Consider the following 24041-nt stretch of genomic DNA (forward strand, 5'->3'; position numbering starts at 1 on the left):
GAAGGCTAGCCGGTGTAGCTCAGTCGGTAGAGCAGCTCATTCGTAATGAGAAGGTCGGGTGTTCGATTCATCTCTCCGGCACCAATACAGATAAGGCCTCGTAGCTATCAAAACGATAGCAACGAGGCCTTTCTCATGGGCGATGTAACGGCCGATGTAAGAGGATTTCTTGCGATGCACTCGCCGCGCTGCGCCCGACCGCATTCGACGCCGCCGTCCGCGCGCACGCGCTTGCCCCGTAGACTCCCGCGGAGCACGACAGCTATTTCCCTCTTGCAAGAATGAATCAACAAGCCCTCTCTTCGTTCATCTGGTCCGTCGCCGACCTCCTCCGCGGCGACTACAAGCAGTCCGACTACGGCAAGGTCATCCTGCCCTTCACGGTCCTCCGGCGCCTCGACTGCGTGCTGGATCCAACCAAACCCGCGGTTCTGGAGCAGAACGCCAGAAGGCTGAAGGAAGGGCTCAATCCAGAGCCGTTCTTGCTGCGCGAGGCGGGCCATACCTTCTACAACACGTCGCCGATGGACATGAAGGTGCTGCTCGGCGACGCGGACCACATCGCCCAGAACCTCTACAGCTACATTCAGGGCTTCTCGCCGGCCGTGCGCGACGTGTTCGAGCGTTTCGAGTTCCAGGCCCAGGTCGACCGCTTGTCTAAGGCCAAGCTGCTGTACCAAGTGGCCGAGAAGTTCGCCAACATCGATCTGCATCCCGATCGCGTGAGCAACGCGCAGATGGGTCACGTGTTCGAGGAGTTAATCCGAAAGTTCGCGGAACTCAGCAACGAGACGGCCGGGGAGCACTTCACGCCACGGGAGGTCATCCGCCTCATGGTGAACCTGATCTTCATCGAGGACGACGAGATCCTGAGCAAGCCCGGCGTCGTGCGGACCATCTATGACCCGACGGCCGGCACCGGCGGCATGTTGACATTGGCCGGCGAGTACTTGGCCGAGCACAACCCGAAGGCGCGGCTCACGGTGTCAGGCCAGGAACTCAATCCCGAGTCCTATGCGATCTGCAAGGCGGACATGCTGATCAAGGGCCAAGACGTTGCGAATATCGCCTTCGGCAACACCCTGAGCGAGGACGGCCACGCTCACAAGCGCTTCGACTACATGCTGTCGAACCCGCCCTTCGGTGTCGAGTGGAAGAAGGTCGAAAAGGAGGTCCGCAAAGAGCATGAGCAGCAAGGATTCAACGGGCGTTTCGGCCCGGGCCTGCCGCGGATATCGGACGGCTCCATGTTGTTCCTGCTGCACCTGTTGTCGAAGATGCGCTCTGCGGCTGAGGGCGGCAGTCGATTGGGCATCGTGCTCAACGGCTCCCCGTTGTTCACCGGCGGCGCCGGCAGCGGCGAGAGCGACATCCGGCGCTATGTGGTGGAGAACGACTTGTGCGAGGCCATCGTCGGGCTGCCGACGGACATGTTCTACAACACCGGCATCAGCACCTACGTCTGGATCGTCAGCAATCGCAAGCCCGTCGCGCGCAAGGGCAAGGTGCAACTGATCGACGCCTCGGGCTTCTGGCAGAAGATGCGAAAGAGCCTCGGGTCCAAGCGCAAGGAGCTGAGCGACGACCACATCGACCAGGTGACGCGCCTGTTCGGTGACTTCGTGGAAGCCGAGCAGGACGGCAGGCCGATCAGCCGCATCTTCAAGAACGAGGATTTCGGGTATCGAACCATTACCGTCGAACGCCCGTTGCGCGACGGCGATGGCAAGCTGGTCCTGGGCGAGCGCGGCAAACTCAAGGGTAAGCCGCAACCCGATTCAGCTCTGCGCGATACCGAGAACGTGCCGCTGAGCGAAGACGTGGAAACCTACTTCAAGCGCGAGGTGCTGCCCCATGCGCCAGATGCGTGGATCGACCACGACAAGACCAAGGTGGGCTACGAGATTCCTTTCAACCGACACTTCTACGTGTTCCAGGCGCCGCGCCCGCTGGCCGAAATCGATGCTGAACTGAAGGTGACCACCGATCGCATTCTCGAAATGATTAGGGGCCTGACGGCATGAGATTTTCGCGCTATCCGGAGTACAGGGACAGTGGGATTGAGTGGCTGGGCAAAGTGCCCGCGCATTGGGAGGTGCGCTCCTTTAAACATATCGTGTCAACGCCGATCACAGATGGCCCGCACGAGACTCCAATTTTTACTGACGAAGGGATTCCGTTTGTTTCGGCGGAAGCGGTCTCATCAGGAAAGATCGACTTCAACAAGATCAGAGGATTTATCTCGGAGACAGCCCATGTACGGTATTCGCAAAAATACCGACCCCAGATCGGTGATATCTATATGGTTAAGTCGGGTGCGACGACTGGCATCACGGCGATCGTTGAATCCGATGCGGATTTCAATATTTGGTCGCCCTTGGCGGCCATCCGGTGCTCGGACCTGGCCGTGCCGAAGTTCGTCTTGAACTTCATGAGGTCAAAGAACTTTCAAGAAGCAGTGACGTTGAACTGGAGCTTTGGCACGCAACAAAACATCGGCATGGGTGTCATCGAGAATCTTGCCGTGCCACTACCGCCGGTTGCTGAGCAGGCCGAGATCGCGTCGATCCTTGGCAACCAAGCCGCCAAGATCGACGCACTGGTCGCCGAGCAGCAGAAGCTCATCACGCTCCTCAAGGAAAAGCGTCAGACCGTCATCTCCCATGCCGTGACCAAAGGGATTGACCCGACAGTGCCGATGAAGGATTCGGGGGTGGAGTGGCTAGGCCAAGTGCCCTCGCATTGGGAAGTTGTTCGCAACAAGACCGTACTCTTCGAAGTAGATGAGCGGCACGACGAGGCCGACGGAACATTGATGACCGTCTCCCACCTAACTGGAGTGACGCCCAGATCGGAGAAGAACGTCAACATGATCATGGCCGAGACTTTGGAGGGCTATAAGCGGGCTCGCACGGGCGACTTGGTGATCAATACCATGTGGGCGTGGATGGGTGCTCTGGGCACCACACCTTGCGATGGGCTCTTCAGCCCCTCGTAAAACGTTTATCGGATTCGAGAAGAATCTAAGTTGGTTCCGAGGTACTTCGACTACCTGTGCAGGATTCGATCGCACGTGACTGCAATGAAAGCGAACTCGACGGGCATTTGGGAGTCGCGCCTTAGGCTATACCCCGACGTTTTTCTCGGGATGTTTATTTGCCTTCCTCCGATTGCAGAGCAGGTGACACTCATCGAAATGCTAGACGAGCAGTTGAGCGCGTTTGACGCCCTGATCGCTGAAGCCTCAAGAGGGATCCAGTTGCTGGATGAACGCCGCACTGCCCTGATCTCCGCTGCAGTCACCGGCAAGATCAAAGTCACCGCCGATTGATGCAATGACCGGCGCAGCCCTTCTGACCGTCGTCGAGGTGCCCAAGGAAGAACGCGTGCTTTGCGCCGCATGCGGTCATTCGGTCTATCGGCGCATCCATGTTGTTCAGGACGGCGCCGGACTCAGGGTGCTCGGATCGGACTGCTTCAAGCAACTCTACGGCCATCTCGACCAAAGCACGTCGACGCCACGCTACGGCAACTCCGAAGGGCGCACGCTCACCGAGGCCGAGCGCCAGATGCTCGTGGACAACACTCAGCGCTTTATCGACCAGTTGGAAGTGGAGCGCCTCCAACAGGATCAGCAAGAGCTTCATCGACGGGCGATCGAACAACAAGAAGCCGCTCAACGCGAGGCGGCCGATCGTCAGCGTCTAGCCGCGCTGAGAGCCTCACACCGACGGCGCCTTCGATTTCCTGACTGGTTGGCGGAATTGACGCCTGCTGAGCGCGAAGCTTTCGAGCGTGTGCGCCGGCAGGCCAGTGACGCCATGCGCGCCAAATTCAACATCGACCCCGAGCTTCCAGGTTGGCTCGGCATGCTAAACCATGAGGCGCGTACGGCGTTCGAGTCACAGCATGCAGTGCCGACGTCCTCGACAGGCGAGCCATCGTCGCAATCAGGCGACCTGTTCGGGGATCCCGACACCAACGCATCCGAGTCCAAGTAGTGGAGCCCGCATGAGCCTGCACAAAGAGATCGAGTTCGAGAACGACATCTGCAATCATCTGGGGGCGCACGGCTGGCTCTACGAAGAGAACGCACAGCTTTACGACACCCCGCGCGCCCTCTTCCCTTCCGACGTGATCGCATGGGTGCAGACGACCCAGCCGAACGCATGGGAAGCCCTCGGCAAGAATCACGGCGCCGCCGCCGAGGCCGTGCTGCTCGACCGCCTGCGCAAGCAACTCGACGAGCGTGGCACCCTAGAAGTGCTGCGTTTCGGCATCGACATGATCGGCGTGCGCGAATCCCTGAAGCTGGCTCAGTTCAAGCCCGCGCTGGCGATGAACCCGGATCTGCAGGCCCGGTACGCCGCCAACCGTCTGCGCGTCGTGCGCCAGGTGCGCACCAATCACGACGACGTGATCGACCTCGTGCTGTTCCTGAACGGCATCCCCGTCGCGACCGCCGAGATCAAGACCAACTTCACGCAGAACGTCAACGAGGCCGTCGACCAGTACCGCTTCGATCGCCAGCCCAAGCCCAAGGGAAAGTCGTCCGCCGAGCCCCTGCTCGAATTTCCTCGCGGCGCGCTGGTCCACTTCGCCATCAGCAACAGCACGGTCATGATGACCACCAAGCTGCAAGGCCCGACCACCAGCTTCCTGCCCTTCAACCTGGGCGACGACGGCGCCGCCGGCAACCCACCCAATCCGAAGGGCCACCGCACGGCCTACTTGTGGGAACAGGTCTGGCAATCCGATAGCTGGCTGGAGATCCTCGGCCGCTACCTTGTCACCAAGCGCGACAGCAAGAAGAAGCCCGTAGGCATCATCTTTCCGCGGTATCACCAGCTCGACGCCACCCGCAAGCTGCTCGCGGCCGTGCTGGCGGAAGGTGCCGGGCACAAGTACCTGATCCAACACTCGGCCGGCTCCGGCAAGACCAACTCGATCGCGTGGACCGCCCACTTCCTGGCGGATCTGCACGATGCCCAGCACAAGAAACTCTTCGACAGCATATTGGTCGTGAGCGACCGCAACGTTCTCGATGCCCAGTTGCAGGAAGCCATCTTCGACTTCGAGCGCACCGCGGGCGTGGTCGCCACCATCAAGGGCGAGAGCCAGAGCAAGAGCGGTGAACTCGCCGCAGCGCTGTCGGGCAGCAAGAAGATCGTGGTCTGCACGATCCAGACCTTCCCGTTCGCGCTCAAGGCGGTGCAGGATCTTGCCGCCACGCAGGGCAAGCGCTTTGCCGTGATCGCCGACGAAGCGCATAGCTCGCAGACCGGCGAGGCGGCATCCAAGCTCAAGCAGGTGCTCAGCGCCGAGGAACTCAAGGAGCTGGCCGACGGCGGCGAGTTCGGTACCGAAGACCTCCTGGCTGCCCAGATGGCCGACCGTGCCAATGTGGCTGGCGTCACCTACGTCGCCTTCACGGCCACGCCGAAGGCCAAGACGCTGGAACTGTTCGGCCGTCGGCCAGAGCCGGAACAAGCCGCCGGACCAGACAACCTACCGGCGCCCTTCCACGTCTACTCGATGCGCCAAGCCATCGAAGAGGGATTCATCCTCGACGTGCTGGAGAACTACACGCCCTATAAGCTCGCCTTCAGGCTGGCGAATGAGGGGAAGGAGTGGGACGAGAAGGAGGTTGAGCGCAGCGAGGCCATGAAGCACCTGATGCGATGGGTTCGCCTGCACCCGTACAACATCAGCCAGAAGGTCGCGATCGTCGTGGAGCACTTCCGCGAGAACGTGGCACCACTGTTGAACGGTCATGCCAAGGCCATGGTCGTAGTCGGCAGCCGTGTCGAGGCCGTGCGGTGGCAACTGGCGATCGACAGGTACATCAAGGACAGCGGCTACACCCTCGGCACGCTGGTGGCGTTCTCCGGCGAGGTCAATGATTCGCAGTCGATTCCCGAGCCCGTCACGGAGAACAGTTCCAAGCTGAACCCAAACCTGAAGGGCCGCGACATGCGCGAAGCCTTCGCCACGGATGAATATCAAATCCTCTTGGTCGCCAACAAGTTCCAGACCGGCTTCGATCAGCCGCTGCTGTGCGGCATGTACGTCGACAAGCGCCTGGGCGGCATCCAGGCGGTGCAAACGCTGTCTCGGCTGAATCGAGCCTACAGCGGACCGTTCGGGGTCAAGGACACGACCTACGTGCTCGACTTCGTAAACGAGCCCGATGAGGTGCTGGCGGCATTCAAGACCTACTACGCGACTGCCGAACTGGCCGGCGTGACCGATCCGAATCTGGTCTTCGATCTGCGCGCCAAGCTCGATGCGTCGGGCCACTACGACGATCACGAGGTCGATCGGGTGGCGAAGTTGGAGTTGAACCCCAAGGCGACGCAGGCCGACCTGATCGTCGCGATCGAGCCAGTAGCGGACCGGCTGCTCAAGCAATTCAAGGCCGCACGTCAGAAGCTGCTCGACAGCGAGGCATCGGGAGCCAGCCAGGACACAAAGGCCGCGAAGGATGCCAAGGATGCGCTCGATGCCCTGACCTTGTTCAAGCGCAATCTCGGCGCCTTTCTGCGCGTGTACACATTCCTGAGCCAGGTCTTCGATTACGGCAACATGGCAATCGAGAAGCGCGCCATCTTCTTCAAGCGCCTGCTGCCGCTGCTCGACTTCGGCCGTGAGCGCGAGGGGATCGACATGTCGAAGGTGGTCTTGACCCACCACAAGCTCAAGGACGACGGCAAGCGCCACCTGGCCCTGCATGAGCCGGGCGGTGACTACAAACTGCAGCCGTTGACCGAAACGGGCGCAGGGGAGGTTCAGGACAAGGTGAAGGAGCTGCTGTCTGAGATCGTCGCCAAGGTCAACGACCTGTTCGAGGGCGAGCTGTCGGACGACGACAAGTTGGTCTACGTAAACAACGTCCTCAAGGGCAAGTTGCTGGAGTCCGATCTGCTGGTGCAGCAGGCCATGAACAATTCGAAGGGGCAGTTCGCCAACTCTCCGGACCTGACCTCGGAGCTGATGAGCGCGATCATGGATGCGTACGCTGCGAACACGTCCATGAGCACGCAGGCGTTGGACTCGGAGCGCGTGCGCAACGGCCTGAAAGACATCCTGCTCGGGCCGGCGCAGCTCTACGAGGCATTGAGGTCGCGTGGCCAGTTTGGCGCGAGCAGACCCACCCCTTTGTAGATCTGAATCGTCAACGCGATCGCTGGCCGGAGTAACCGCCAGTGCGCCTCGTGGGCCTTAATTTTCTCCCGTCCGTCGGCCCAGTTTCAAAAACCTCGACCGACGCAGGCTTGAACAGCGGCTTGCGCACCCGCAATGGTCCCCGCTAGCCACCGGGTCGGAATCGAGCTTCCCGATCGGAACGACACTTCGCTCGTCTTGTTGGCCGCACGCGAGCCTCGGCTGCATCGACTCACGAGCGGGTGCCGCGCCGCGATCATCCGATCTCATGTCGCTCCGTCTCGTTCCGCGACACCCGCCGCCAGGAAGGAACGATCCCGATAGCTCATCTGTCGGAGGGATGATCTTCCTTTCCGCGAGAGGGCTTTTCCTATAGGCTCGGAGCGAGTTCGGCCCGCGGATCGGTGAACGGAGGCAAAAATGAGACGCATTGCATCTCCATCAAGACTCTGGAAACGCATTTTCCTAAGCCCTCTGTTTCTAGCACTACTATTAACCGCGCTCGCCGCATTAGCAGGCCCCCCACTTACTTTTCGCTCGGATTTGTGGGAGGCGATGGGGATACACGCGATTCCCAGCCACGAAGCAAAGACATTTAGCTTTTCAGTCGACTCGACGGACAAGGGCCCCGATCGAATTTTCAACCCCGAAGCGATGAAGAAGCTCGGCGGAGTCGTCTTCGTTGAAGAAGCAAGGCCGGCACATGGGGTAGATGCTTGTCCGAAGTTAAAATATCAACTCGAACAACCAAATGGCTCACGCCTTCAATTTGTGTTTCCATCTAAAGGCGAGGGCCACGGTGTAATCTATGAATGGGAGATCATACCGACCATTAATATGGTTAATAGCGGAGAAAACGGTCTATTTACGGATATGGAAGGATATGCGCAATATCACGCCGCATTCTCGAATAACCTAGCGGGAGTAAATCTCTTTTTCCTTGATAACGCTGTCCCACTTGAATTGAAATTTCCCTTCGCTCATCTATCTCTCGGCAAAGATGGCATTCCGGGTTACCCTCAAACACCGCCGACCGAAGAGTCACTGGAGGCTGCTCGGGCTGTATTGATTGATCTAGTGGGACTCGATCAACCAAATCACGAGGAGCTTACCCAGTGGATGTTTACAGACGAAGGAATTCCATTTCGCTTTCAACTAGACAGCGACGGCACCGTGAGGATTTCGGGCTCCCCCTATTGGGTCGCGCTCGGCAAGAATTCGAACGGACACGGAAAGAAATTATGGGGGCTTGGCGACACGGCCAGAACGCTAAAGGCAAATCAGGTTATCTATAGTAGTGCATACAGAATTGCCAGGTATGCAGCATTCTTTCGATATATGAAAAATCATTGCGGGCCGGAGTGGTCGGAGTTTCTGTCGGATTTCAATTCAAAAAAATCGTCGTTAGACGAAGCCATTGTCACCAAAATGCCTCATCAATTACGTTAACAAGTGGCTCAGTACCACTTGTACCACAGCTTCCCGCGTGGCACTTTCGAAAGGTCACGTGAAATAAAGTATGGAATTTCCTCCTTACTTTCAATGCTGGACAACGGACTGCTTTTGGTGCCTGAAAAAATCACTTTTCCTCAAGTGACGGAGGACGGCCTGGATTATCCCGGTGGCTCGTTCATTTGGCAGTTGCGGTGTTGCTTCACCCTGCTTCAAGAGAACGAGCTTATAAAGCATTCGGCAAAATTCGGCTGTTTTTCGTTTCAGTTCGAAGTGGAAGCGCTTCGAGCCTTGGGCGCTTACCCTGTTTTCTATATTCCAAGACCCACAGGCAAAGACTTCGAATGGTCGATCAGTTCCTTTGGGATCAATTTAGTGCACCAAATCCGGGACATGGTGACGCTTCTCCGAAATTTATTGGACCTACAGCAAATGGTCCAAGCTGTAGAAGACAAAAATGCGATGGTTCGATTCCACGGAGATGCGCCTGGAAAAATGACAGTTGGAGATCTGGAGATGATTCTTGGTCACCTCGGCGCCCCGTCTGAAGGTTTTCAAAACTTATATGACTATGGGCAAGCGCTGACCAACCTCTTCTATCACGCAGATAGCGCTCGCCAGGGAAATCTCGGAGCGGCACCAGATCTCAATTATTATTCGCAACGAGAGTGGCGCGTTATATCCGGATTTGTCGCGCACGGGAAACTAGCCGACAGAGAACTTAACGGCGACGAAATACAAAGATTAGAAGAACTGTTTCCGATGCTCGGAGCGGGTATTGAGTTGCCAAACGGCAGAAACGTATCGCGTGCTCAAATTTCGAGATTGCTGATTGACTCGTCTAACAGGCCTTGGTGGACCCGTATTCGTCGCATATTTGTTCCGGACCTAGCCTATGGCGAGGTCGCACAGGAGCTAAAAACTCGGGCGATCCCTGAACACTTGCTAGAGGCCGTGGATTACAGAGAGATACTTAATTTTCGCGCTGGGAAATAGCGTTTTGAATAATTTACAAATCGGTCGTGGCGAAATGAAAACGCTGGACCGCAGTCAATGACATCTATTGGAGTTTCCGAATGTCAATGAACTCACCAAGTCGATGGCCCTTTCTCTCAAGAATCGCAGAATCTTTAGGACTGAACAATCGAGCAAACCAATCCATGCAGGACAAAGATATTACCCGGGTAAACTCGGTGCTCCTGCCCGTCTTAGTGGTGGGGTTACTCGCTATTCTCTGCAGAGGCTGGTTGGTTGGCGCAACTTGCTCTATCCTATTGTGGGCCTTAGCGAGCCTGTCTGCCGGGGGGTTTACTGGATTTCTTTTTGGCATTCCAAAAAGCAATTCGATCACGACCAAACCGAATTCGCTGCAAGCATCGACAGCGCCTATAGGAGGACAAGACTCGGGCAACACTCATAACGACTCGCGGCCCAACACAAACCTCGAAGAGATCTCTGACTGGATAACCAAAATTATCGTCGGCCTGACACTCGTGAATCTTTCAAATATTCAGAAAGAGGTTCAGTCTATCAGCTCAAATGCGGCAGCGTCATTTTCCGCTAATCCAACCGACGGAGATGCATCGTTCGCCACTGCGCTGCTGGTGTCGTTTTCAATTTTGGGATTTTTTGCGGGTTACCTGTACACAAGACTCTTTCTGCAGGGCGCATTTGCTCGCTCAGATGCTGATCTGAAAAAAGATTGGTTGAACATCGTGAACCAGGAAACTAGGAAGGGGCTGAACGAGCCATCGGACGATAGCGGACGTTCTGCACTTCCCACGGTAGATCAAATTCAATCTGCGGAGCGCGTTCGACAAGCCGCGCCTGCTGGCAGCCCTGACATCGTTCTTAGTCCCATCAAGGCGCTAGGCGCCGAATACGAGTCGCTTCGGCAAACGATGCCGCCTGGGCGCGAGCGAACACGAGCAATGACGGAGATCGTCAAAAGAATGTCACCGCTCGCACTGACCGCCGCGCCTTTCCTTCAACAACTCTCGAGGAGCGAATCTGCTGGCGATCGGCTTGCAGCCATCATCGTCCTAAAGTTTAAATTTGACTTTGCCTATCTGGACTGGCTGGTAGCGAGACTCAAAACTGAGACGGCATTCATGGCCTTCCACGCGGCGGGTGCCTTGCTCGCAGGCGCTCGCTTACTTGGGCCGGATCAGAAAAATCTGTTGAAAGACGCGGTCCGCGAGGCTCAAATCGAGCTGCGGAATATGGGCTTGAACGATGAGGCAGTTCAATCACTGCTGACACAAATTTTGAACACCTGATTTAACCCGATTGCGAGGGCATTTTTCGACCTGTTGGCGTCAGACGCCGCTCCCCGACGCCGGAGCCTTGACCGGCGAGCCTTGCTTACTGCTCGAACCAAATGACATTCGTCATTCGCCGGGCACTACCTTGCGAAAATATTGGCGTGCGGCTGCTCCTGAGGCTTCGCAATCGACTTACCTTCGCTGGCGATCGATCGCTCGGCGACGCGGCGAGAGGCAGCGTTATCTTCGCCAACGACAGCCTCAATGTAGGAGGTCGGCACGCGATTGCGACCGAAGCCGCGCTTCATTTCGGCGAGTGCGGCCTCCACGATCGCGGTCGCCCGGCCTTGGTTGCGAAACGCGCTCGGAACTGCCCATCCCGCCTGAAAGCAGGGAAGTCCATCGCACGGTTCCACCAGCCCGAAGGTGGCGTAGGCCGTCACAGTCTTGCCGTCCATCTTCACGTAGGTCATGCGCGGGATGCCCCTGCGGGCGATCGGCATGGACGGCGCATCCTCATATTGTCGATTCGTCCACACGCCGATGAACGACTTAGAACGCCGATAGCGTGTTTGTTCCTCGGGACAACTGCCGGACCGGAGGGCGTGTCCCGGGACATCACGGCCAAGTCGCAGGAAACATCTTCGCTATGGCGTCGCGGCGTCCTAAGGCGACAGACAGTCATCGACGCGGTAGACCCGATGGCGTCACGGCTAGACAGTCAGTTGCGCGGGATGCGCGGCCCGCGATCGGCGGCATGCGTCCACCATGCTTCTCCCTCAGAAGATTCAGGCGCAGCTCAAGACCCGCATTCTCTGCGGTGACGAGCGCGCAGTTCACGATCCCAACAGAGCTATCCTTCGCCGTGGACCGACATCCCATACCCAGCCTGAATCAAGGAAAAAAATGCCGCTGAATCTTGAGGCGTTGAGCGATCAGTCTCTGGTCGACACAGAGACCAACCCTCGCGAAATCTTTAACCTTCTGCCCGACAAAGACGTTCGCTACAAGTACCCCCGAGACGTGCAGACGCAGGTTTGGGACAAGTGGATAGCGCGCCGCGATGACCGTGACATCGTCATCAAGATGAACACCGGCGGTGGCAAGACCGTCGTGGGGCTGTTGCTCTTGAAGAGTTGTCTCAATGAAGGCAAAGGACCGGCTGTCTACGTAGCGCCGGACAAATACTTGGCCCTGCAAGTCGTGAAGGAAGCCAAAGACCTCGGAATCGCGGTCGTGACCGATCACACGGCCCCTGCGTTCCTGCAAGGCAAGGCTCTCTTGGTCACGAACATCTACCACCTCGTGAACGGCCTCTCCGTCTTCGGCACCTACGACACCGGCAGCAAGATTCCCATCGGCACGCTGCTTGTCGACGACGCTCACGCCTGCTTGGCGACGACCGAGAACCAATTCACGGTGACTGTCAACGCGGGGACAGTGCCTTACGCTGAAATCCTGAAGATCTTCCGGGACGACCTCATCGCGCAAAGTGATGTCAAGCTGCTTGAGCTTGAAGACGGAGCATCTGACAGCGAAATGCTCGTGCCGTTTTGGGCTTGGCAGGCCAAAGGCACCAAGGTGGCGAAGATTCTCACCGAGCACCGCAACAGCGACGAGATCAAATTCAACTGGCCGCTGCTGAAAAACCACCTGGAGCAGTGTCGCTGCGTGATCTCCGGCAGCCGGCTCGAAATCTCGCCCAAGTGCCTTCCGATCGAGGCGATCCCTTCCTTCACGAACGCCAAGCGACGCATCTTTCTGACGGCGACGCTCGCGGATGATTCCATCCTCGTATCGGACTTCGGCGCCGACCCGAAGCTCGTGCCGAAACACATTACGCCGAACGTCGCCAACGATATCGGCGATCGAATGATTCTCGTGCCGCAAGAGATCGATCCCGGGCTCACGGATGATCAACTGAAGGCGTATCTCAAGGAGAAGTCCAAGACATACAACACGGTCGCGATCGTGCCTTCCGAGTATCGTTTGAACTACTGGAAAGGCGACGCTGACTTGGTGGTGACGGCGGACAATTTGGAGGCCGCCGTGGAGGCGCTAAAAAGCGGCCACGTCGGTCTCGTCGTGATGCTCAACAAGTACGACGGGATCGACTTGCCCGGTTCGGCGTGTCGAATCCTCGTATTGGATGGGCTTCCGCAAGCGCGGCGCCTCTACGAGCGCGTCGAAACCAATTTGCTGATGGGCAGCGATCAGATCATCGGTCGGCAGATACAGCGCATCGAACAGGGCATGGGCCGAGGGGTTCGCGCCAACGATGACTACTGCGTCGTACTTCTGATGGGGGCGTCGCTGATTCGAACGATGTATCTGGCCGACGCGAAGAGCAGGTTCTCGCCAGCCACCCGGGCTCAACTCGACATGTCGATGAAGGCTGCGGGACAACTCAACGAAGGCATCAAGGAACTCGACAGCGCCGTGGAGACGTGCTTGCAGCAAAGCGTTGGCTGGCGCAAGGTCGCGCGTCAGGCGGTCGCCAACATCGGCTATCCGGCAACGGGATCGATCAGGCCAATCGCGATCGCGCAGCGTGCGTCCTTCGATCTCGCATCGGTGCATTCGTTCAAAGAGGCTCGCTCGACCATGCAAGACGCCGTTAACTCGGCGGCCGGTGGCGAAAATGCCTGGACGATGGGATGGCTGAAATGGCAGCTTGCCGAATACACGCAGTTCGTTGACGCTGTCCAGGCGCAACAGGTCTTGAAAGCGGCGTTGGCGCTCAATCGACGCGTGACACGGCCCATCGATGGCGTCGAATACGAGAACCTCAAATCGAAGGACGTGGAGCAGGCCAAGAACATCGTCTGGAAGTTCCGCGCCTATGAGGGCAAAGTCAACGCACTGTTGCTGCAAGTCAATGGCTTGCTGGACGACCTGAGTTTTTCTCAAGGCAATGCCAACCAGTTCGAGGCCGCGATGCAAGAGTTGGCGGGCTTCCTCGGCTTTCTTTCTCAACGCCCGGAGCTCGACTTCGGCAGCGGCCCCGACGTTCTCTGGGCGGTCGGAAACCTCGACTACTTCGTGATCGAATGCAAGAGCGGCGCAACCAATGCCACGGTGTCGAAGTACTACGCCAACCAACTGAGCGGGTCGATGAACTGGTTCACCAAGCGGTACGACCAGACCTGCAAGGCAATTGCCGTCCTCGTTCATCCGTCAAGGCATTTCGAGGCCGCGGCCACGCCTCATGCGACAACCCGGGTCTTCACGGAACACAAGCTGCCCTTGTTCAAGGACGAAATACGCGCGTTCGTCCAAGCGTGCATGGCCTCGATCGCGACGCTCGACAGCAAGCACGTCCAGGGGTTACTTGATCAGCATGGCTTGACGCCGGACAAGATCATCCAGAAATTCACCGAGTCTCCAAAATGATTGGCGAGCGGGTGCTGTTCCGCCTGGATGTCAACGAGCCTCGGGCTACCTGATGCGGAGGACGCGAGCGAGCATTGATCGCGCGCTCACGTCTTCAACCCGCGCCCATCCCGCCGGTAACGGACCGTTCCCCGCCCATTGCAGGTCGTGCGCGGTCCCGGTCCGTCGCCGGCACCATCTCGCGCGCGACCTTAGCATCTCAGCTTCAGTCATCTTCCTCTATGTTCGAAAACATTCCACCCGCAGTGATAACCGCCGCCATTGGTGGCCTTGCCGGCTTCGCCGCAGGCCTGGTTAGCCCGGTCTTCAAGCTTGTAGAAAGTCGATTTGCCAAGGCAGATGCCGAACAAGAACGACGGCGAGCGCAGATAGCGACATGGCGTCAAATGCTCCTGGATATTCGGCATCAAGCGACTGATGACCAGGGCAACTGGTACATGGATGTGAGTCAGCATACGCAGCTTCACCCCGACTATTTGGCGCTGCGGCCCCACCTCTCTTCGGAAGCCCGCCGCAAGGCCGAAAGCGAGCACAGCGGTCGTACCCTGACGGTCGGCAGCGCATTGGGGACGCAACTTGAATGTCTCAACGAAGAGATCAACAGGCTGGAACTCCTTTGGGGACTGCGGAGGTAGGGCGCGGTCGCAGCGCGACTTTGCCAAACTTAGCGAGCGCGATTTGCACGCTCTCATGCTTAAGGACAAGGCATCCACGCGAAGCGAACGGCGAAGGCATCACCCGTGAAAATCTCCCGGGACGGCGCAGTGCGGCGATGTTCGCTGCGACCAATCAAGAATCCACGGTTGACAATTCAGACCACTTGACGAGAGATTGAAAAATGAAGATCGCCGATCACATCAAGCAGTCGATAGATGCAGCGGACAAGAAAGAGTTGGATCAAGCGATGCTGTCGGCCGCCGCCCGTGATGGAAAGCTCTGGTGATCGCGGATGCGGCAGCTCACGGGAAGATGAGGCGGCTGCACTGCATGCGGACGGCGTCGACCTCGGTTGCCTCGTCAAAGGTCAGCAGGGCCAGATGAAGCGGCAGTGCTAAAGCATCAGAGTCGATGGCTCGTCGAAGTGTGTCGGCCTGAACGTCGCTTTTGCAGAGGATCATCAAGTCGATGTCCGTTGCATGCGCCTCGTCCCGGTCAACTGAGCCAAAAAGATGCCACTGAGTTCCTTGGGCCTCTGGGCCAAGCGAAACAGCAAGGTCACGAAGGCTGGTGACCACGCGCCGGCGAATCAATGGGCCAGCCACTGCATCAGCTCGCGAAACGTCAAAGCCACCGCACCCATCGACTTAGCAGCCGCTTCCGCTTGGCCGGTTATCGACCCATAGCTCGATGACTTGACAACAACGTCAAAGTGACCGAATCGAGCCTTGGCGTTACGCACGTCCTCGGCGCTCATGTTGTACGCGTCGATAACAGCAACGATGACGCTTGCGCCAATCCTGCAATCGACTTTGAAAACCGACTCATAGATGTACGAGACACTGGTCACATTCGAGTGCTGTTTCATCGCGTTGATGAAAAAGCCTATGTTCTTATTCCGAAAGGAACCGGCGTCCTCCATATCTGCAGCCCGAGCTATGTCGCCAAACGTTCCGAACGCGGCAGAGGCCGCGTGGATGTAGTCAATTGCTGTGCCGCTCCACAAGGTCTTAGAAGGAACGTTCACTACGAGCTGTGGTTTGGTGGCGCCATCGAAGAGAGGCGCCACTTCCGACCGTCCAATCACGTTCTGCATGCCCAGGACTGCTACCACGAACGTGCAACCGTGCCTCGAGCTGACGACCAAGAAGCCCTCAGGAGTGCGACCGACAACCGCAGATTCCTTCTCTAGCCTATTCGCCACCCAATCGGTCTCTTTGTTGTTCATTTGTCAGTCCTCCAGAATCTTGGGCAAGTCACCGGGGAATCGAGAAGCATCTTCTCTATTTCCTTCGATATGAAAGGCTTCCAAGTCGTCTATGTGTTGCCGGAACTGCTCCAGCGTCGCCTTCTCATTGTCACCAAGCAGATGGCGGTTGGCGTCGAGGATCGCGAGCATTCGCCTACTGTTGGGGAGGATGCGCGTCAACATCTTGCGCTTCCACTGCTCAGCGGCGCCGCTCTCCGGATTGTTGGCGGCTTCGATGTGAGGTCCGTACCGTTTGAAAATCGCATGATTCTCCGCCAGGAGCGGTTCAACAACCTGGCGTGCGCCAGCGCGGTCGAAGAACTTCACTGCGCCGAATAGCCCTTGGAGCTTGTTCGCATGCTCGCGCTTCCAGCCCAGCATCATCTTGTCAGGGAAGGCGTCAGGCGCCTTGTCCACCAACGTGTGGCAGTTCGCGCAGAGCATGACCAGGTTTTCGAAGGCGCCGCGCTCCTCCTTGCTGAGCGCCGGCTTAGCCCGAGGCCCGCCATCGTTGGCCGCAAACACGTGCGCCATCTCGGCAACGTGAATGGACTCGCCCGCAGCGTCGACGAACAGCTCTTTGGAGCATCCTGGGTTTTGACAGTAGCCGGCCGATGCGGCGAAGAGTCGGCGCTGCGTATGCGCATCAGGTGATGCGGCGCCTCTGGAGCAAGCCATCTTGGAATCCCTATACATCGCGTGTCACCGCGATCTTATTGTCTCAAGGTGGGGCCTGTCCGACTGCCTTCGCGCCGACGACAAGAACCGGCCGGTCGCGATCTGGCTCAGCAAGGGCATTACCTGTCGACAGTCGCGCGGAACGTTCTGCCCTGACGCCCGTCGCCGGAGTCAGGGAGGTCATGTCCCTAGGGACAGTTCGGCGACACCACATCCACTGGGGACAAAAACGGGACGCGCGGCCTTGCCCCATTGCGCGACAGCAACTTAGCTGCGCGTGGGTCCGGCAGTCACAGATCACCCGAGAAACTAGGTCTCTTGGTTTCTGTCGCAGACGTTTGCGCGGGATACGCGGCCGCGATCGGCGGCATGCATCGACCATGCTTCTCCCTCAGAAGGTTCAAGCGCGGCCTGAGACCCGCGTTCTCCGCGGCGACCACCGCGCAGTTCGCCGTGAACCACTGCAAGAGATTGCGGTTGAAAAGAGCCCTCGTGAGATTCTCGGCAGGGTAGCCGCCCATCAGCGCGTGTACGACGGCCTGCGCGCCGCCGTGGACGAACGAATGCATGCCCTCTATAGTGCCGTACAGCTTGCGAAACTCCGCTGCGACGTGCGGTGCGTGCAGTGCGAAGGTATCGAGCATGGCCGGGATGGGCGGGCCCATGATCGGCTCCTTGTGCCCCTCAGCGTCGACGGGCGTAGTGAACGCTTTGATCCACTTTTCGGTCGCGCCTTGTCCGGTCCATGCCGCCCGCACGACCGCTTCGAACTGCAACCGGCAGAGCGCCATCGCAGTACCGCTCAATCCTCTTTCCAGCAGCACCCGCTGGCTGATCGCGTGCTCGAACGCGGCGCGGCAAAGTGCCACGCTGATCGCCGCGCGCGTGCTCGCGGGCGGGCATTTGCGAAGCAGCTTGGCTACGTCGTCGTCCAGCGCCTCGGATAGCGCCAGCAGACGGTGCAGTCGATCTTCGGCCGATTCACTCATGCGGGTAGTTCGTGGGGCGGATGTGCATCGGTCAAGGCTACTCGATTGCTGCTACATGTCCGAGATTGGAAAGAACGCCCAAACTGCTTTGGGTCGGCGATCTAAGCCGAGCCCGTCGATGCCAACGACTCACCTAGGGCCGATCAGGCATTGCACGATCGATGCGTTCCAAGAGAGCTGCTGCGTCGGCGATAGCTGATGCAGTAGCTCTTGAGCCGATCGACGGGTGATCGCGAAGTGCCCACGATGAGACGACGACACGAAGTGTCGCTTCCAGCGTAATCCATCAAGGTATCCCGCAGGTCCCAAGCATGCGATCAGCGGCCAACAATGCGCGTTGGCTCCCTGCACGTCGGTGCGCCTCAAGCCCGGCAAATGCTTCGTCACGTTCCCTCGTAAGCCGGCTGATTAGGTGCTCTGTACTTTCCATCTTGGGTGTCTCCTTACAAGGCAAGAGCGGCGTGCTCGGCAGCATGATGTGATAGGAGCGCGTCACCAGCCGGCCGCTGTCGCCCGGGCGAGGGAGGATTGACAAACAACGATGAGTTGCGGGAGGCTTACTCGTCGGTCAAATGCAGGAAGGGGCCGAAGACCTGATCACGCCGGGCAAACTGGAATCCGAGCGCGGCTTCGGCGGCCAGCTTCGCCGTCATCAGATGGAGTGGCTTCGGGGCCTCTACGTCGTCCTCGATGTATGACCGAAGGTAGGCGGCGCCCTGCGCGTCATCCCGCCAGTTTGACGGTGGGCTTGCCTATTGCGAATCGCGCCACAGACAGGCCTCTACTGCCTTTTGATCTTTGACAACAGCCATACACGGCCCCTTGCCTGCAAAAAGTTCGGCTGCTCGCTCGCGATAGGCGGCTAGGGCTAGCTCACTAAACTTGGCTTGGATCGCTGCAATGTCCCGTTGGGAAACCGCTCGACCTTGCTCATACGACATTGCGGTGATTTCCCGAAAGCTCACGGGCGGAGCGTTGTTCACCCTTGCCATGAGTGCGTTCCGCTTCGCGGCCGCACGTTCGCAGATCGGAAGCATGACGCTGTCGGGCGACGAACTAGCAGCGCGCTGGCAGTCAATCTGCGCCGACCGCAAGGCTTCCCATTCTGCTTGGAGGGATTGGGGGGTCAGGGATTCTGCGCGGGCCAACGAGACAACTGCAATGGCGGTCATGATGATCATCTTTCTCATGCCCCGAATTTTCGCGGTGCGACTGTGCTGCTTCCAAAGGGGGACATGAGATTTGTCTCACAGGCGTGAACTACGCCCACTGGAGGCGCCGCCACAATTGACCAGCCCCCGCCGGTACTTCGAGCCAATACCGAGCCGGCCTGAGCATTTCGAGCAAATACCGCCGTGAAGTCATCGCGAGGCGGCTGATATCCTCGGCCTCCAACAAAGGAGCCGCCAGTTGATCGAAGAGCCGAACTATTTGACGCCTTGGTAGACGAGATCATGCGGGTCATACCCGACTTCGACGGCTCGCCCGCCGAGTACGAATGGCTGCTCGCGAATGTCGGCGTCACCGAGGAAGACGACGTGCGATGGATCAACGTGACATCGTGGCAGCTAGGCACCTTTGAAGAGGACGGCGACCACTACAGGTCGGAGGAATGGGCCGAGTGGGCGGCCTTCCTTGAGGACGATGCCGCCGTGATCGCCTTCCTCGAATCGATGCTCGCGCGGTACCGCGCCTGCGCGACCAGCTAAGCCGGAGCCCGTGAACGAACATGCCCAAGACGACAGACGGACTTGAATACCTCCGGGTGATCGTGCCCAACCCCACGAGCGCCGACACCACCCTCGGCGCGCATCGGATGGTGCGCAAGATGATGGTCGAGAACGGCTTCAAGAGGCCGACGCCGCGCCAGTTGAATGAGCCGTCCCGGATGGTGACGGCTGACAGCATCGAGCAGGCCGTGATCACCATTCTCACGAACGGCGCCGTCGTGACGGCCTTGACGAAGGTCGCCCTCGCATTCATCAAGGCGCGCTACGGTCGCAAGGTCAAGATCGCGAATAGGAAGACGGGCAAGCAAGTCGAGATTTCGGGCTTGACCGCTGCCGAAGTGCAAGCCCTGCTGAGCGATGCGCGCTTCGTTCAATTCAGCGAGCTATCGGACCCGCCGCCACCGAAGAAGACGACCAAAGCCGTCAGCGCGAAGAAGGTCGTCGAGTAGGCCGCCTAGAGCCCGAGCGCGGCTTCCAGTTCGGCCGCGAGCGCGTTGACCACGGCTTTGCTTGCGGGCGCCTCGCGCGGCCCGGTCGCCTCGGCCTGCACGTAGTGCGCGTCTTCGAGGAATGCCATGCACACCGCGTCCCACAAGTCGGGCGACGGTAGCCCTTCCTGCTCCTTCATCTGCTCCTTCTTGGTCGCCATGTCACGCTCCCCCGGTGATTGGAAGCTTGATCGTCTTTCCTGGCGCGATACGGCCGGTGATGGTGATCGGGATCGTTTGGTCGGCGATCGGATGACGGATCGAGTGCGCGATCAGTGCGAAGGCGAAGACCGCCTGCGTGAACACCATCAGCGGCGTGAGCGTCCAATGGCGCTCGACGAAGATCAGACGGCCGCCGTATTGGCCTGCGGAGTAGATCGGCACCGGGCCGAACCATCCTTTGTGCGTGAGAGGGATGCGAGTCATGGTGCGCGCATGCTCGCGCGCGTGCGCACCAATGTTCCGGCCGACTTTCCGGTTTACGATCGGCGTCGCGCGAGGGCGCAGGAGGAAGACGACATGATGAGGCGAAGTCTCGTAGCCGCAGCACTGTTGCTGTCAGGCGTTTACGCATCCGCACAACAGGCGTCTTGGAATGGCGCAATGGACTATGTGACGACGATCACGGGACAGCAGGGGGTGAGGTGCGGCTACCAGTACAACGGACAGGAGTTCAGCCGGGTTTTCAGGGCCAGCAATTGCCCGCGAGTGATTGACGTGGAAGTTCCGCAATCGTCACGAATGACGCTTGCCGACTGCGAGGGCATCGAACCATCGCTGTACCAGCAGTGCATCCGAACAGCCGGGCCGACGCCGCTCACTCAATGCTCGGGGTTGAGCTTCGAGTTGAACCAAGTGTGCGTTGAGCGGGGCGGTCGCTGAAAAAAGCCGCCCCACCGTTGCCAGTGAGGCGGCCAAGGCCGGGAACCACCCCGGCACATCCCACGATGAAACTCTTTCGTTAGATCGACACCGGGTTGAGATCGGCGCCGAGGCCGTAGCCTTCGCCCGTGATGTCGTCCCAACCTTCTTGGTTGATGCCGTCCCACCCGTCGCGCATTACTGGCAAGCCTCGCACGTGCCTTCGCCGGACAGGTCGCATGCCTTGCTGCCCGACAGGAAGTCTTGATCGTCTTCCTGCGCGGCGGGTTGTTCCTTGACGGGCTCTTCGCCCTTCTGCTTGTCTGCGTCCATGTGCGTCCTTGGTTCGATGAATGGTTGCGAGAGAGGGATTTGAACCCCCGACCTATGGGCTTGATGAGTGCGCCGCTCTACCGAACTGAGCTACCCCGCGAAGACCCTATTGGGCTTTCGCGTCCAGGCCGAGATCAGTGCGTTTTTCCGCTTTGGCCGGATGCGCTCATCCCCTAAGCGGATGGCTCGTATGGCCCACACCAGAAGTCCGCGCTTCTCGAAAGCCGCCGCTCTTCATGCTCGGGAGGCAGAACGCTACGCGGCCACCGCCGACCACAAGGTGTGATGTTTTCCTCCTCCGCCGGCTTTCCTATGGCCCGGCTTCACAGGCCCACGTGGCAACGATCCCCTGGGCGTCTTTTCCGGCTAGCATCGCCGGCTATACGCAGACGCCTCAGCGGCGCAGCAAAACAACTGGAGCGAGGAGTGCGCAGTGCATATCAACTGGCGCGAAGCGGTTCTGACCCCAAGCAAATGGCAAGACAGGGCCTCGCGCCTGTTCCTTTTGGCCTTGGTCATCGGCGGACTCTGGTACGCGCTTCAGCCGACGCCAGCGGAGAAAGCGGCCAAGGAGCGCGCTGACAAGGAAGCCCAAATGGGTAGCCAAGCCACGGTGGTGGGGTCAATGATTGCCGCGGGCGGCAAGGCATGCCTAAGCATCGGCATCCAGACCATCGATGCCTGCATGACGTCGGACGGCATCCTGACACAGGAAGTGACTGCCCGGGAACTCGCTAAGGTCGCGGTCAAGGACCGGGATGACTTCCTTGCATGGTGCCCAGGCCCTCGCACGCGCGAGCAATGCGCCGATCTCTTGAACCGCTCGATTCGGCTCGCCTGGTACGCGAAGGACTAATCGCCAATCTCGCGCAGAAGCGCTCAGACGAGCCCGTCGGCGGCCCACCGGTCCCATTCGATAGGTCGAATGGCCGCCTCGATGTGACTGGGCAGGTCCGATGGGAGTTGGTCGGTCATCCAGCAATGCACCAAGCTCGAAAAGTCGCCGTCGCCCAGTGGCTCGTCCGAATGAAGCGCGATGAAGACGGTGTAGACCGGTAACTCACCGGCACCAACTGGCGCGATGCTCAACCCCGCAGTTCCAGGGAAAAGCGTCCTGGCCCGATTGGGAAGATCGGCAAGGACCTGCTGTCGAACTGTCTCGAACGAGCCTTCCAACACCCCCAATGTCGAAAGTTCAATGTGAACTTGCTCCACGAGCACAACCCGGCCGGAACCAAGCTTGATTGTCGCGCCTAGGCGAAGATGCCATTCCATAGATTTCCCTTTCTTCTCCAACGTGGTCGAGTCGCTTTATAGCTGGTTGGACAGATCAACCTTTCGTGGGTGAACGCCCGCGCAAAAATCCGGCTCGGACCGCTAACATATGGGTTTTTATCCAGTGTTTTGGCATGTACCCGCTCATGGACATGGTCCGCTCGCGCGATCACGGCCGCGTCATTCCCGGTTGGCAAGCCGGCCGGCTCGGTGCGTTCCGTGGCGTCCTGACCGTCCGGCAGGTTCACCAGCCGCACCTACACCGCTACGTCATGACGGCGCAAATGACGATGCAGGACAAGGCCGCTGCGCCGCCGCCCGACTTATGGGATGTCCCGCTCGTGGAAGTCACGCGGGAGCGCTGGATACTGACTGGCTTCGAGCGCATCAGCGACGGCTTGACCGCCACCGACTATGCGCAGACGTGGGTGTTGATCACGCCGCGCGTCATCACGAGCGGCTATCACGGCTGCGAGGTGATCTAACTTTCCTTCAGATTTTTCTTTTCTGCTTCAGTCATGGGTGGCAACTGAACCGCAGCGAGTATCTTGTCTCCGGCGGCCTCGATCGCAATGAGTATGTCCGCGACAACCTCTGGATGCGTAACCCGATGCTCTTGAAAATACTGAGCATGGAGAACCGCCTCGTGAAACGCAGTTCGTACATCGGGTTCGAGGTAGATGCAACTTGCATCCCACCAGCGCTGGCACTCCAGGGCCACTTCCGCGATTCGGCCTCGCTGCACATCGGCCAGCACTCTGTAAAGCTCCATCCAGTGCGTGAATGCCTCCTGATGCTTCTCCAGCCGTTTGTCCAAGGCCGCGAGGCGAAGCTGATGCGTCGCCTTGAACTGCTCGACCACCATGGTCGATTGCAATTTGGCCTCTTCCACCAGCTTCGTGATCGCTGCCACGTCCTCCTTGGTGGCGAGATTCTTGCCCTTCTCCGTGAGATAGCTGGGCAAGTAGTGCTTCACGAGCATCTTGAATGAAATCCACGCCACGCCCATCGCCACGGCAAGGCAGATCACCAACACTTCCCAGAATTCAAGTTTCATCGTCGCATTGTGTGGCGCCGCCCGTGCCGCGGGACGGCGGTCAGCAGGCGCTCGACAGCGAAAGCACGGGCTCGGCGCCGGGATCACCGGGCAGGCATTCCGTGCCGGTCGGATTGCGATAGGCGACGAGTGGGCGCGTCGTTTCGCGGAACGCCGATCCTTCCGCCGTGACCACCGTCATCGCCAACGGTTCGGGCGGCATCGTCACGGTCTTCCTTTAGGCGCCGCGCGCAGCACGCTCGCCCGTTGTTGAAATGCCCACCACGTGCAGGGATGCATGCGGCGCACGCCGCCAGGATTTGATCCTGCGTCTTGATGATCTCGCCGATGAGACAGCCTTAGGCGTCGCTCTTCATTGCCATTACTTGCTCCCGTGACGTTGGACAACGGTGGGCCGCACGTCGCCCTCGACGGCAGATAGGGGCTTCGCCGGCAGAATGCCGGGCGCGCC

The 24041-nt window shown here is 59.0% G+C and carries 27 protein-coding genes and 1 tRNA gene; 16 read left to right on the top strand and 12 right to left on the bottom strand.

Going from position 1 to position 24041, the window contains the following annotated elements:
• The first annotated feature begins 8 nt into the window (after nt 1–8).
• From HB681_RS22550 to HB681_RS22590, 9 genes are all read left to right on the top strand, one after another.
• Nucleotides 9–84 (top strand) — tRNA-Thr (locus tag HB681_RS22550).
• Between the two features lie 197 nt (nt 85–281).
• Nucleotides 282–2024, top strand: a complete 1743-nt coding sequence (locus HB681_RS22555) for a class I SAM-dependent DNA methyltransferase (RefSeq protein WP_213957094.1) — start codon at nt 282–284, stop codon at nt 2022–2024.
• On the top strand, nt 2021–2998 hold the full coding sequence (locus tag HB681_RS22560; protein WP_213957095.1) for a restriction endonuclease subunit S: 978 nt from the start codon (nt 2021–2023) through the stop codon (nt 2996–2998). Before HB681_RS22555 ends, HB681_RS22560 begins: the two co-directional genes overlap by 4 nt.
• Before the next feature lie 75 nt (nt 2999–3073).
• Nucleotides 3074–3331: a hypothetical protein gene (locus HB681_RS22565; protein ID WP_213957096.1), complete on the top strand. Its 258-nt coding sequence runs from the start codon at nt 3074–3076 to the stop codon at nt 3329–3331.
• A 4-nt stretch (nt 3332–3335) separates the two neighbouring features.
• Complete coding sequence (locus HB681_RS22570) at nt 3336–4001, top strand: hypothetical protein (RefSeq protein ID WP_213957097.1); 666 nt, start codon at nt 3336–3338, stop codon at nt 3999–4001.
• A 10-nt stretch (nt 4002–4011) separates the two neighbouring features.
• A complete protein-coding gene (locus HB681_RS22575) occupies nt 4012–7164 on the top strand; it encodes a DEAD/DEAH box helicase family protein (RefSeq protein ID WP_213957098.1) in 3153 nt (1050 codons plus the stop codon).
• Nucleotides 7165–7584: 420 nt separating this feature from the next.
• Complete coding sequence (locus tag HB681_RS22580; RefSeq protein ID WP_213957099.1) at nt 7585–8613, top strand: hypothetical protein; 1029 nt, start codon at nt 7585–7587, stop codon at nt 8611–8613.
• Nucleotides 8614–8706: 93 nt separating this feature from the next.
• Nucleotides 8707–9612: a hypothetical protein gene (locus tag HB681_RS22585; protein ID WP_213957100.1), complete on the top strand. Its 906-nt coding sequence runs from the start codon at nt 8707–8709 to the stop codon at nt 9610–9612.
• Between the two features lie 80 nt (nt 9613–9692).
• Nucleotides 9693–10895: a hypothetical protein gene (locus HB681_RS22590; RefSeq protein ID WP_213957101.1), complete on the top strand. Its 1203-nt coding sequence runs from the start codon at nt 9693–9695 to the stop codon at nt 10893–10895.
• 125 nt (nt 10896–11020) lie between these two features.
• Here the strand turns inward: HB681_RS22590 and HB681_RS22595 are convergent, their stop codons facing one another.
• On the bottom strand, nt 11021–11383 hold the full coding sequence (locus HB681_RS22595; RefSeq protein ID WP_213957102.1) for a GNAT family N-acetyltransferase: 363 nt from the start codon (nt 11381–11383) through the stop codon (nt 11021–11023).
• 265 nt (nt 11384–11648) lie between these two features.
• Between HB681_RS22595 and HB681_RS22600 the strand changes: the two genes are divergently transcribed.
• Together HB681_RS22600 and HB681_RS22605 are read left to right on the top strand one after the other, a co-directional pair.
• Entirely contained in the window at nt 11649–14273 is a 2625-nt protein-coding gene (locus HB681_RS22600; RefSeq protein ID WP_213957103.1) for a DEAD/DEAH box helicase, read from the top strand.
• Nucleotides 14274–14494: 221 nt separating this feature from the next.
• Nucleotides 14495–14908 carry a hypothetical protein gene (locus HB681_RS22605; protein ID WP_213957104.1) on the top strand — a complete coding sequence of 138 codons (414 nt, stop codon included), beginning with the start codon at nt 14495–14497 and terminating at the stop codon, nt 14906–14908.
• 324 nt (nt 14909–15232) lie between these two features.
• On the opposite strand, the gene HB681_RS22610 is transcribed toward HB681_RS22605, so the two are convergent.
• From HB681_RS22610 to HB681_RS22630, 5 genes are all read right to left on the bottom strand, one after another.
• Nucleotides 15233–15508, bottom strand: coding sequence for a nucleotidyltransferase domain-containing protein (locus HB681_RS22610; RefSeq protein ID WP_213957105.1), 276 nt, complete (start codon nt 15506–15508; stop codon nt 15233–15235).
• 11 nt (nt 15509–15519) lie between these two features.
• Nucleotides 15520–16158 carry a hypothetical protein gene (locus HB681_RS22615; protein WP_213957106.1) on the bottom strand — a complete coding sequence of 213 codons (639 nt, stop codon included), beginning with the start codon at nt 16156–16158 and terminating at the stop codon, nt 15520–15522.
• Between the two features lie 3 nt (nt 16159–16161).
• Complete coding sequence (locus HB681_RS22620; RefSeq protein ID WP_213957107.1) at nt 16162–16857, bottom strand: hypothetical protein; 696 nt, start codon at nt 16855–16857, stop codon at nt 16162–16164.
• A 290-nt stretch (nt 16858–17147) separates the two neighbouring features.
• Nucleotides 17148–17846 carry a hypothetical protein gene (locus tag HB681_RS22625; RefSeq protein ID WP_213957108.1) on the bottom strand — a complete coding sequence of 233 codons (699 nt, stop codon included), beginning with the start codon at nt 17844–17846 and terminating at the stop codon, nt 17148–17150.
• A gap of 752 nt (nt 17847–18598) precedes the next feature.
• The gene (locus tag HB681_RS22630; protein WP_213957109.1) at nt 18599–19018 is read right to left on the bottom strand and encodes a hypothetical protein; all 420 of its coding nucleotides are present in this window, start codon (nt 19016–19018) and stop codon (nt 18599–18601) included.
• A 267-nt stretch (nt 19019–19285) separates the two neighbouring features.
• On the opposite strand from HB681_RS22630, the gene HB681_RS22635 reads away from it, so the two are divergent.
• Nucleotides 19286–19555, top strand: a complete 270-nt coding sequence (locus HB681_RS22635; protein WP_213957110.1) for a hypothetical protein — start codon at nt 19286–19288, stop codon at nt 19553–19555.
• A gap of 20 nt (nt 19556–19575) precedes the next feature.
• Nucleotides 19576–20025, top strand: a complete 450-nt coding sequence (locus HB681_RS22640) for a hypothetical protein (protein ID WP_213957111.1) — start codon at nt 19576–19578, stop codon at nt 20023–20025.
• A gap of 5 nt (nt 20026–20030) precedes the next feature.
• Here the strand turns inward: HB681_RS22640 and HB681_RS22645 are convergent, their stop codons facing one another.
• Entirely contained in the window at nt 20031–20225 is a 195-nt protein-coding gene (locus HB681_RS22645; RefSeq protein ID WP_213957112.1) for a hypothetical protein, read from the bottom strand.
• 1 nt (nt 20226) lies between these two features.
• Nucleotides 20227–20448 carry a hypothetical protein gene (locus HB681_RS22650; RefSeq protein WP_213957113.1) on the bottom strand — a complete coding sequence of 74 codons (222 nt, stop codon included), beginning with the start codon at nt 20446–20448 and terminating at the stop codon, nt 20227–20229.
• 51 nt (nt 20449–20499) lie between these two features.
• On the opposite strand from HB681_RS22650, the gene HB681_RS22655 reads away from it, so the two are divergent.
• Nucleotides 20500–20946: a hypothetical protein gene (locus tag HB681_RS22655; protein WP_213957114.1), complete on the top strand. Its 447-nt coding sequence runs from the start codon at nt 20500–20502 to the stop codon at nt 20944–20946.
• 177 nt (nt 20947–21123) lie between these two features.
• Here HB681_RS22655 and HB681_RS38260 read toward each other — a convergent pair whose 3' ends face one another.
• The gene (locus tag HB681_RS38260) at nt 21124–21258 is read right to left on the bottom strand and encodes a hypothetical protein (RefSeq protein WP_256735053.1); all 135 of its coding nucleotides are present in this window, start codon (nt 21256–21258) and stop codon (nt 21124–21126) included.
• 433 nt (nt 21259–21691) lie between these two features.
• On the opposite strand from HB681_RS38260, the gene HB681_RS22660 reads away from it, so the two are divergent.
• Nucleotides 21692–22114 carry a hypothetical protein gene (locus HB681_RS22660; protein WP_213957115.1) on the top strand — a complete coding sequence of 141 codons (423 nt, stop codon included), beginning with the start codon at nt 21692–21694 and terminating at the stop codon, nt 22112–22114.
• A gap of 23 nt (nt 22115–22137) precedes the next feature.
• Here the strand turns inward: HB681_RS22660 and HB681_RS22665 are convergent, their stop codons facing one another.
• Nucleotides 22138–22533, bottom strand: coding sequence for a hypothetical protein (locus tag HB681_RS22665; RefSeq protein WP_213957116.1), 396 nt, complete (start codon nt 22531–22533; stop codon nt 22138–22140).
• A gap of 134 nt (nt 22534–22667) precedes the next feature.
• Between HB681_RS22665 and HB681_RS22670 the strand changes: the two genes are divergently transcribed.
• Entirely contained in the window at nt 22668–23018 is a 351-nt protein-coding gene (locus HB681_RS22670; RefSeq protein WP_213957117.1) for a hypothetical protein, read from the top strand.
• Here the strand turns inward: HB681_RS22670 and HB681_RS22675 are convergent.
• Nucleotides 23015–23590 carry a hypothetical protein gene (locus tag HB681_RS22675; protein ID WP_213957118.1) on the bottom strand — a complete coding sequence of 192 codons (576 nt, stop codon included), beginning with the start codon at nt 23588–23590 and terminating at the stop codon, nt 23015–23017. The two genes, HB681_RS22670 and HB681_RS22675, sit on opposite strands and share 4 nt — an antisense overlap.
• Nucleotides 23591–23630: 40 nt before the next feature.
• Nucleotides 23631–23798, bottom strand: a complete 168-nt coding sequence (locus tag HB681_RS22680; protein ID WP_213957119.1) for a hypothetical protein — start codon at nt 23796–23798, stop codon at nt 23631–23633.
• Between the last annotated feature and the right edge of the window lie 243 nt (nt 23799–24041).

It is taken from the genome of Variovorax sp. dw_954, assembly GCF_018449755.1.
GTDB lineage: Bacteria > Pseudomonadota > Gammaproteobacteria > Burkholderiales > Burkholderiaceae_C > Variovorax.

Excerpts from the sequence above, each read along its gene's own strand:
- HB681_RS22615 (WP_213957106.1), bottom strand. The coding sequence starts at position 16,158 with ATGAACAACAAAGAGACCGATTGGGTGGCGAATAGGCTAGAGAAGGAA.
- HB681_RS22645 (WP_213957112.1), bottom strand. The coding sequence starts at position 20,225 with ATGGCGACCAAGAAGGAGCAGATGAAGGAGCAGGAAGGGCTACCGTCG.
- HB681_RS22555 (WP_213957094.1), top strand. The coding sequence starts at position 282 with ATGAATCAACAAGCCCTCTCTTCGTTCATCTGGTCCGTCGCCGACCTC.
- HB681_RS22595 (WP_213957102.1), bottom strand. The coding sequence starts at position 11,383 with ATGCCGATCGCCCGCAGGGGCATCCCGCGCATGACCTACGTGAAGATG.
- HB681_RS22580 (WP_213957099.1), top strand. The coding sequence starts at position 7,585 with ATGAGACGCATTGCATCTCCATCAAGACTCTGGAAACGCATTTTCCTA.
- HB681_RS22640 (WP_213957111.1), top strand. The coding sequence starts at position 19,576 with ATGCCCAAGACGACAGACGGACTTGAATACCTCCGGGTGATCGTGCCC.
- HB681_RS22670 (WP_213957117.1), top strand. The coding sequence starts at position 22,668 with ATGTACCCGCTCATGGACATGGTCCGCTCGCGCGATCACGGCCGCGTC.
- HB681_RS22625 (WP_213957108.1), bottom strand. The coding sequence starts at position 17,846 with ATGAGTGAATCGGCCGAAGATCGACTGCACCGTCTGCTGGCGCTATCC.
- HB681_RS22655 (WP_213957114.1), top strand. The coding sequence starts at position 20,500 with ATGCTCGCGCGCGTGCGCACCAATGTTCCGGCCGACTTTCCGGTTTAC.
- HB681_RS22590 (WP_213957101.1), top strand. The coding sequence starts at position 9,693 with ATGTCAATGAACTCACCAAGTCGATGGCCCTTTCTCTCAAGAATCGCA.
- HB681_RS22675 (WP_213957118.1), bottom strand. The coding sequence starts at position 23,590 with ATGAAACTTGAATTCTGGGAAGTGTTGGTGATCTGCCTTGCCGTGGCG.
- HB681_RS22665 (WP_213957116.1), bottom strand. The coding sequence starts at position 22,533 with ATGGAATGGCATCTTCGCCTAGGCGCGACAATCAAGCTTGGTTCCGGC.
- HB681_RS22600 (WP_213957103.1), top strand. The coding sequence starts at position 11,649 with ATGCTTCTCCCTCAGAAGATTCAGGCGCAGCTCAAGACCCGCATTCTC.
- HB681_RS22560 (WP_213957095.1), top strand. The coding sequence starts at position 2,021 with ATGAGATTTTCGCGCTATCCGGAGTACAGGGACAGTGGGATTGAGTGG.
- HB681_RS22575 (WP_213957098.1), top strand. The coding sequence starts at position 4,012 with ATGAGCCTGCACAAAGAGATCGAGTTCGAGAACGACATCTGCAATCAT.
- HB681_RS38260 (WP_256735053.1), bottom strand. The coding sequence starts at position 21,258 with ATGGACGCAGACAAGCAGAAGGGCGAAGAGCCCGTCAAGGAACAACCC.
- HB681_RS22630 (WP_213957109.1), bottom strand. The coding sequence starts at position 19,018 with ATGACCGCCATTGCAGTTGTCTCGTTGGCCCGCGCAGAATCCCTGACC.
- HB681_RS22585 (WP_213957100.1), top strand. The coding sequence starts at position 8,707 with ATGCTGGACAACGGACTGCTTTTGGTGCCTGAAAAAATCACTTTTCCT.
- HB681_RS22605 (WP_213957104.1), top strand. The coding sequence starts at position 14,495 with ATGTTCGAAAACATTCCACCCGCAGTGATAACCGCCGCCATTGGTGGC.
- HB681_RS22570 (WP_213957097.1), top strand. The coding sequence starts at position 3,336 with ATGACCGGCGCAGCCCTTCTGACCGTCGTCGAGGTGCCCAAGGAAGAA.
- HB681_RS22620 (WP_213957107.1), bottom strand. The coding sequence starts at position 16,857 with ATGGCTTGCTCCAGAGGCGCCGCATCACCTGATGCGCATACGCAGCGC.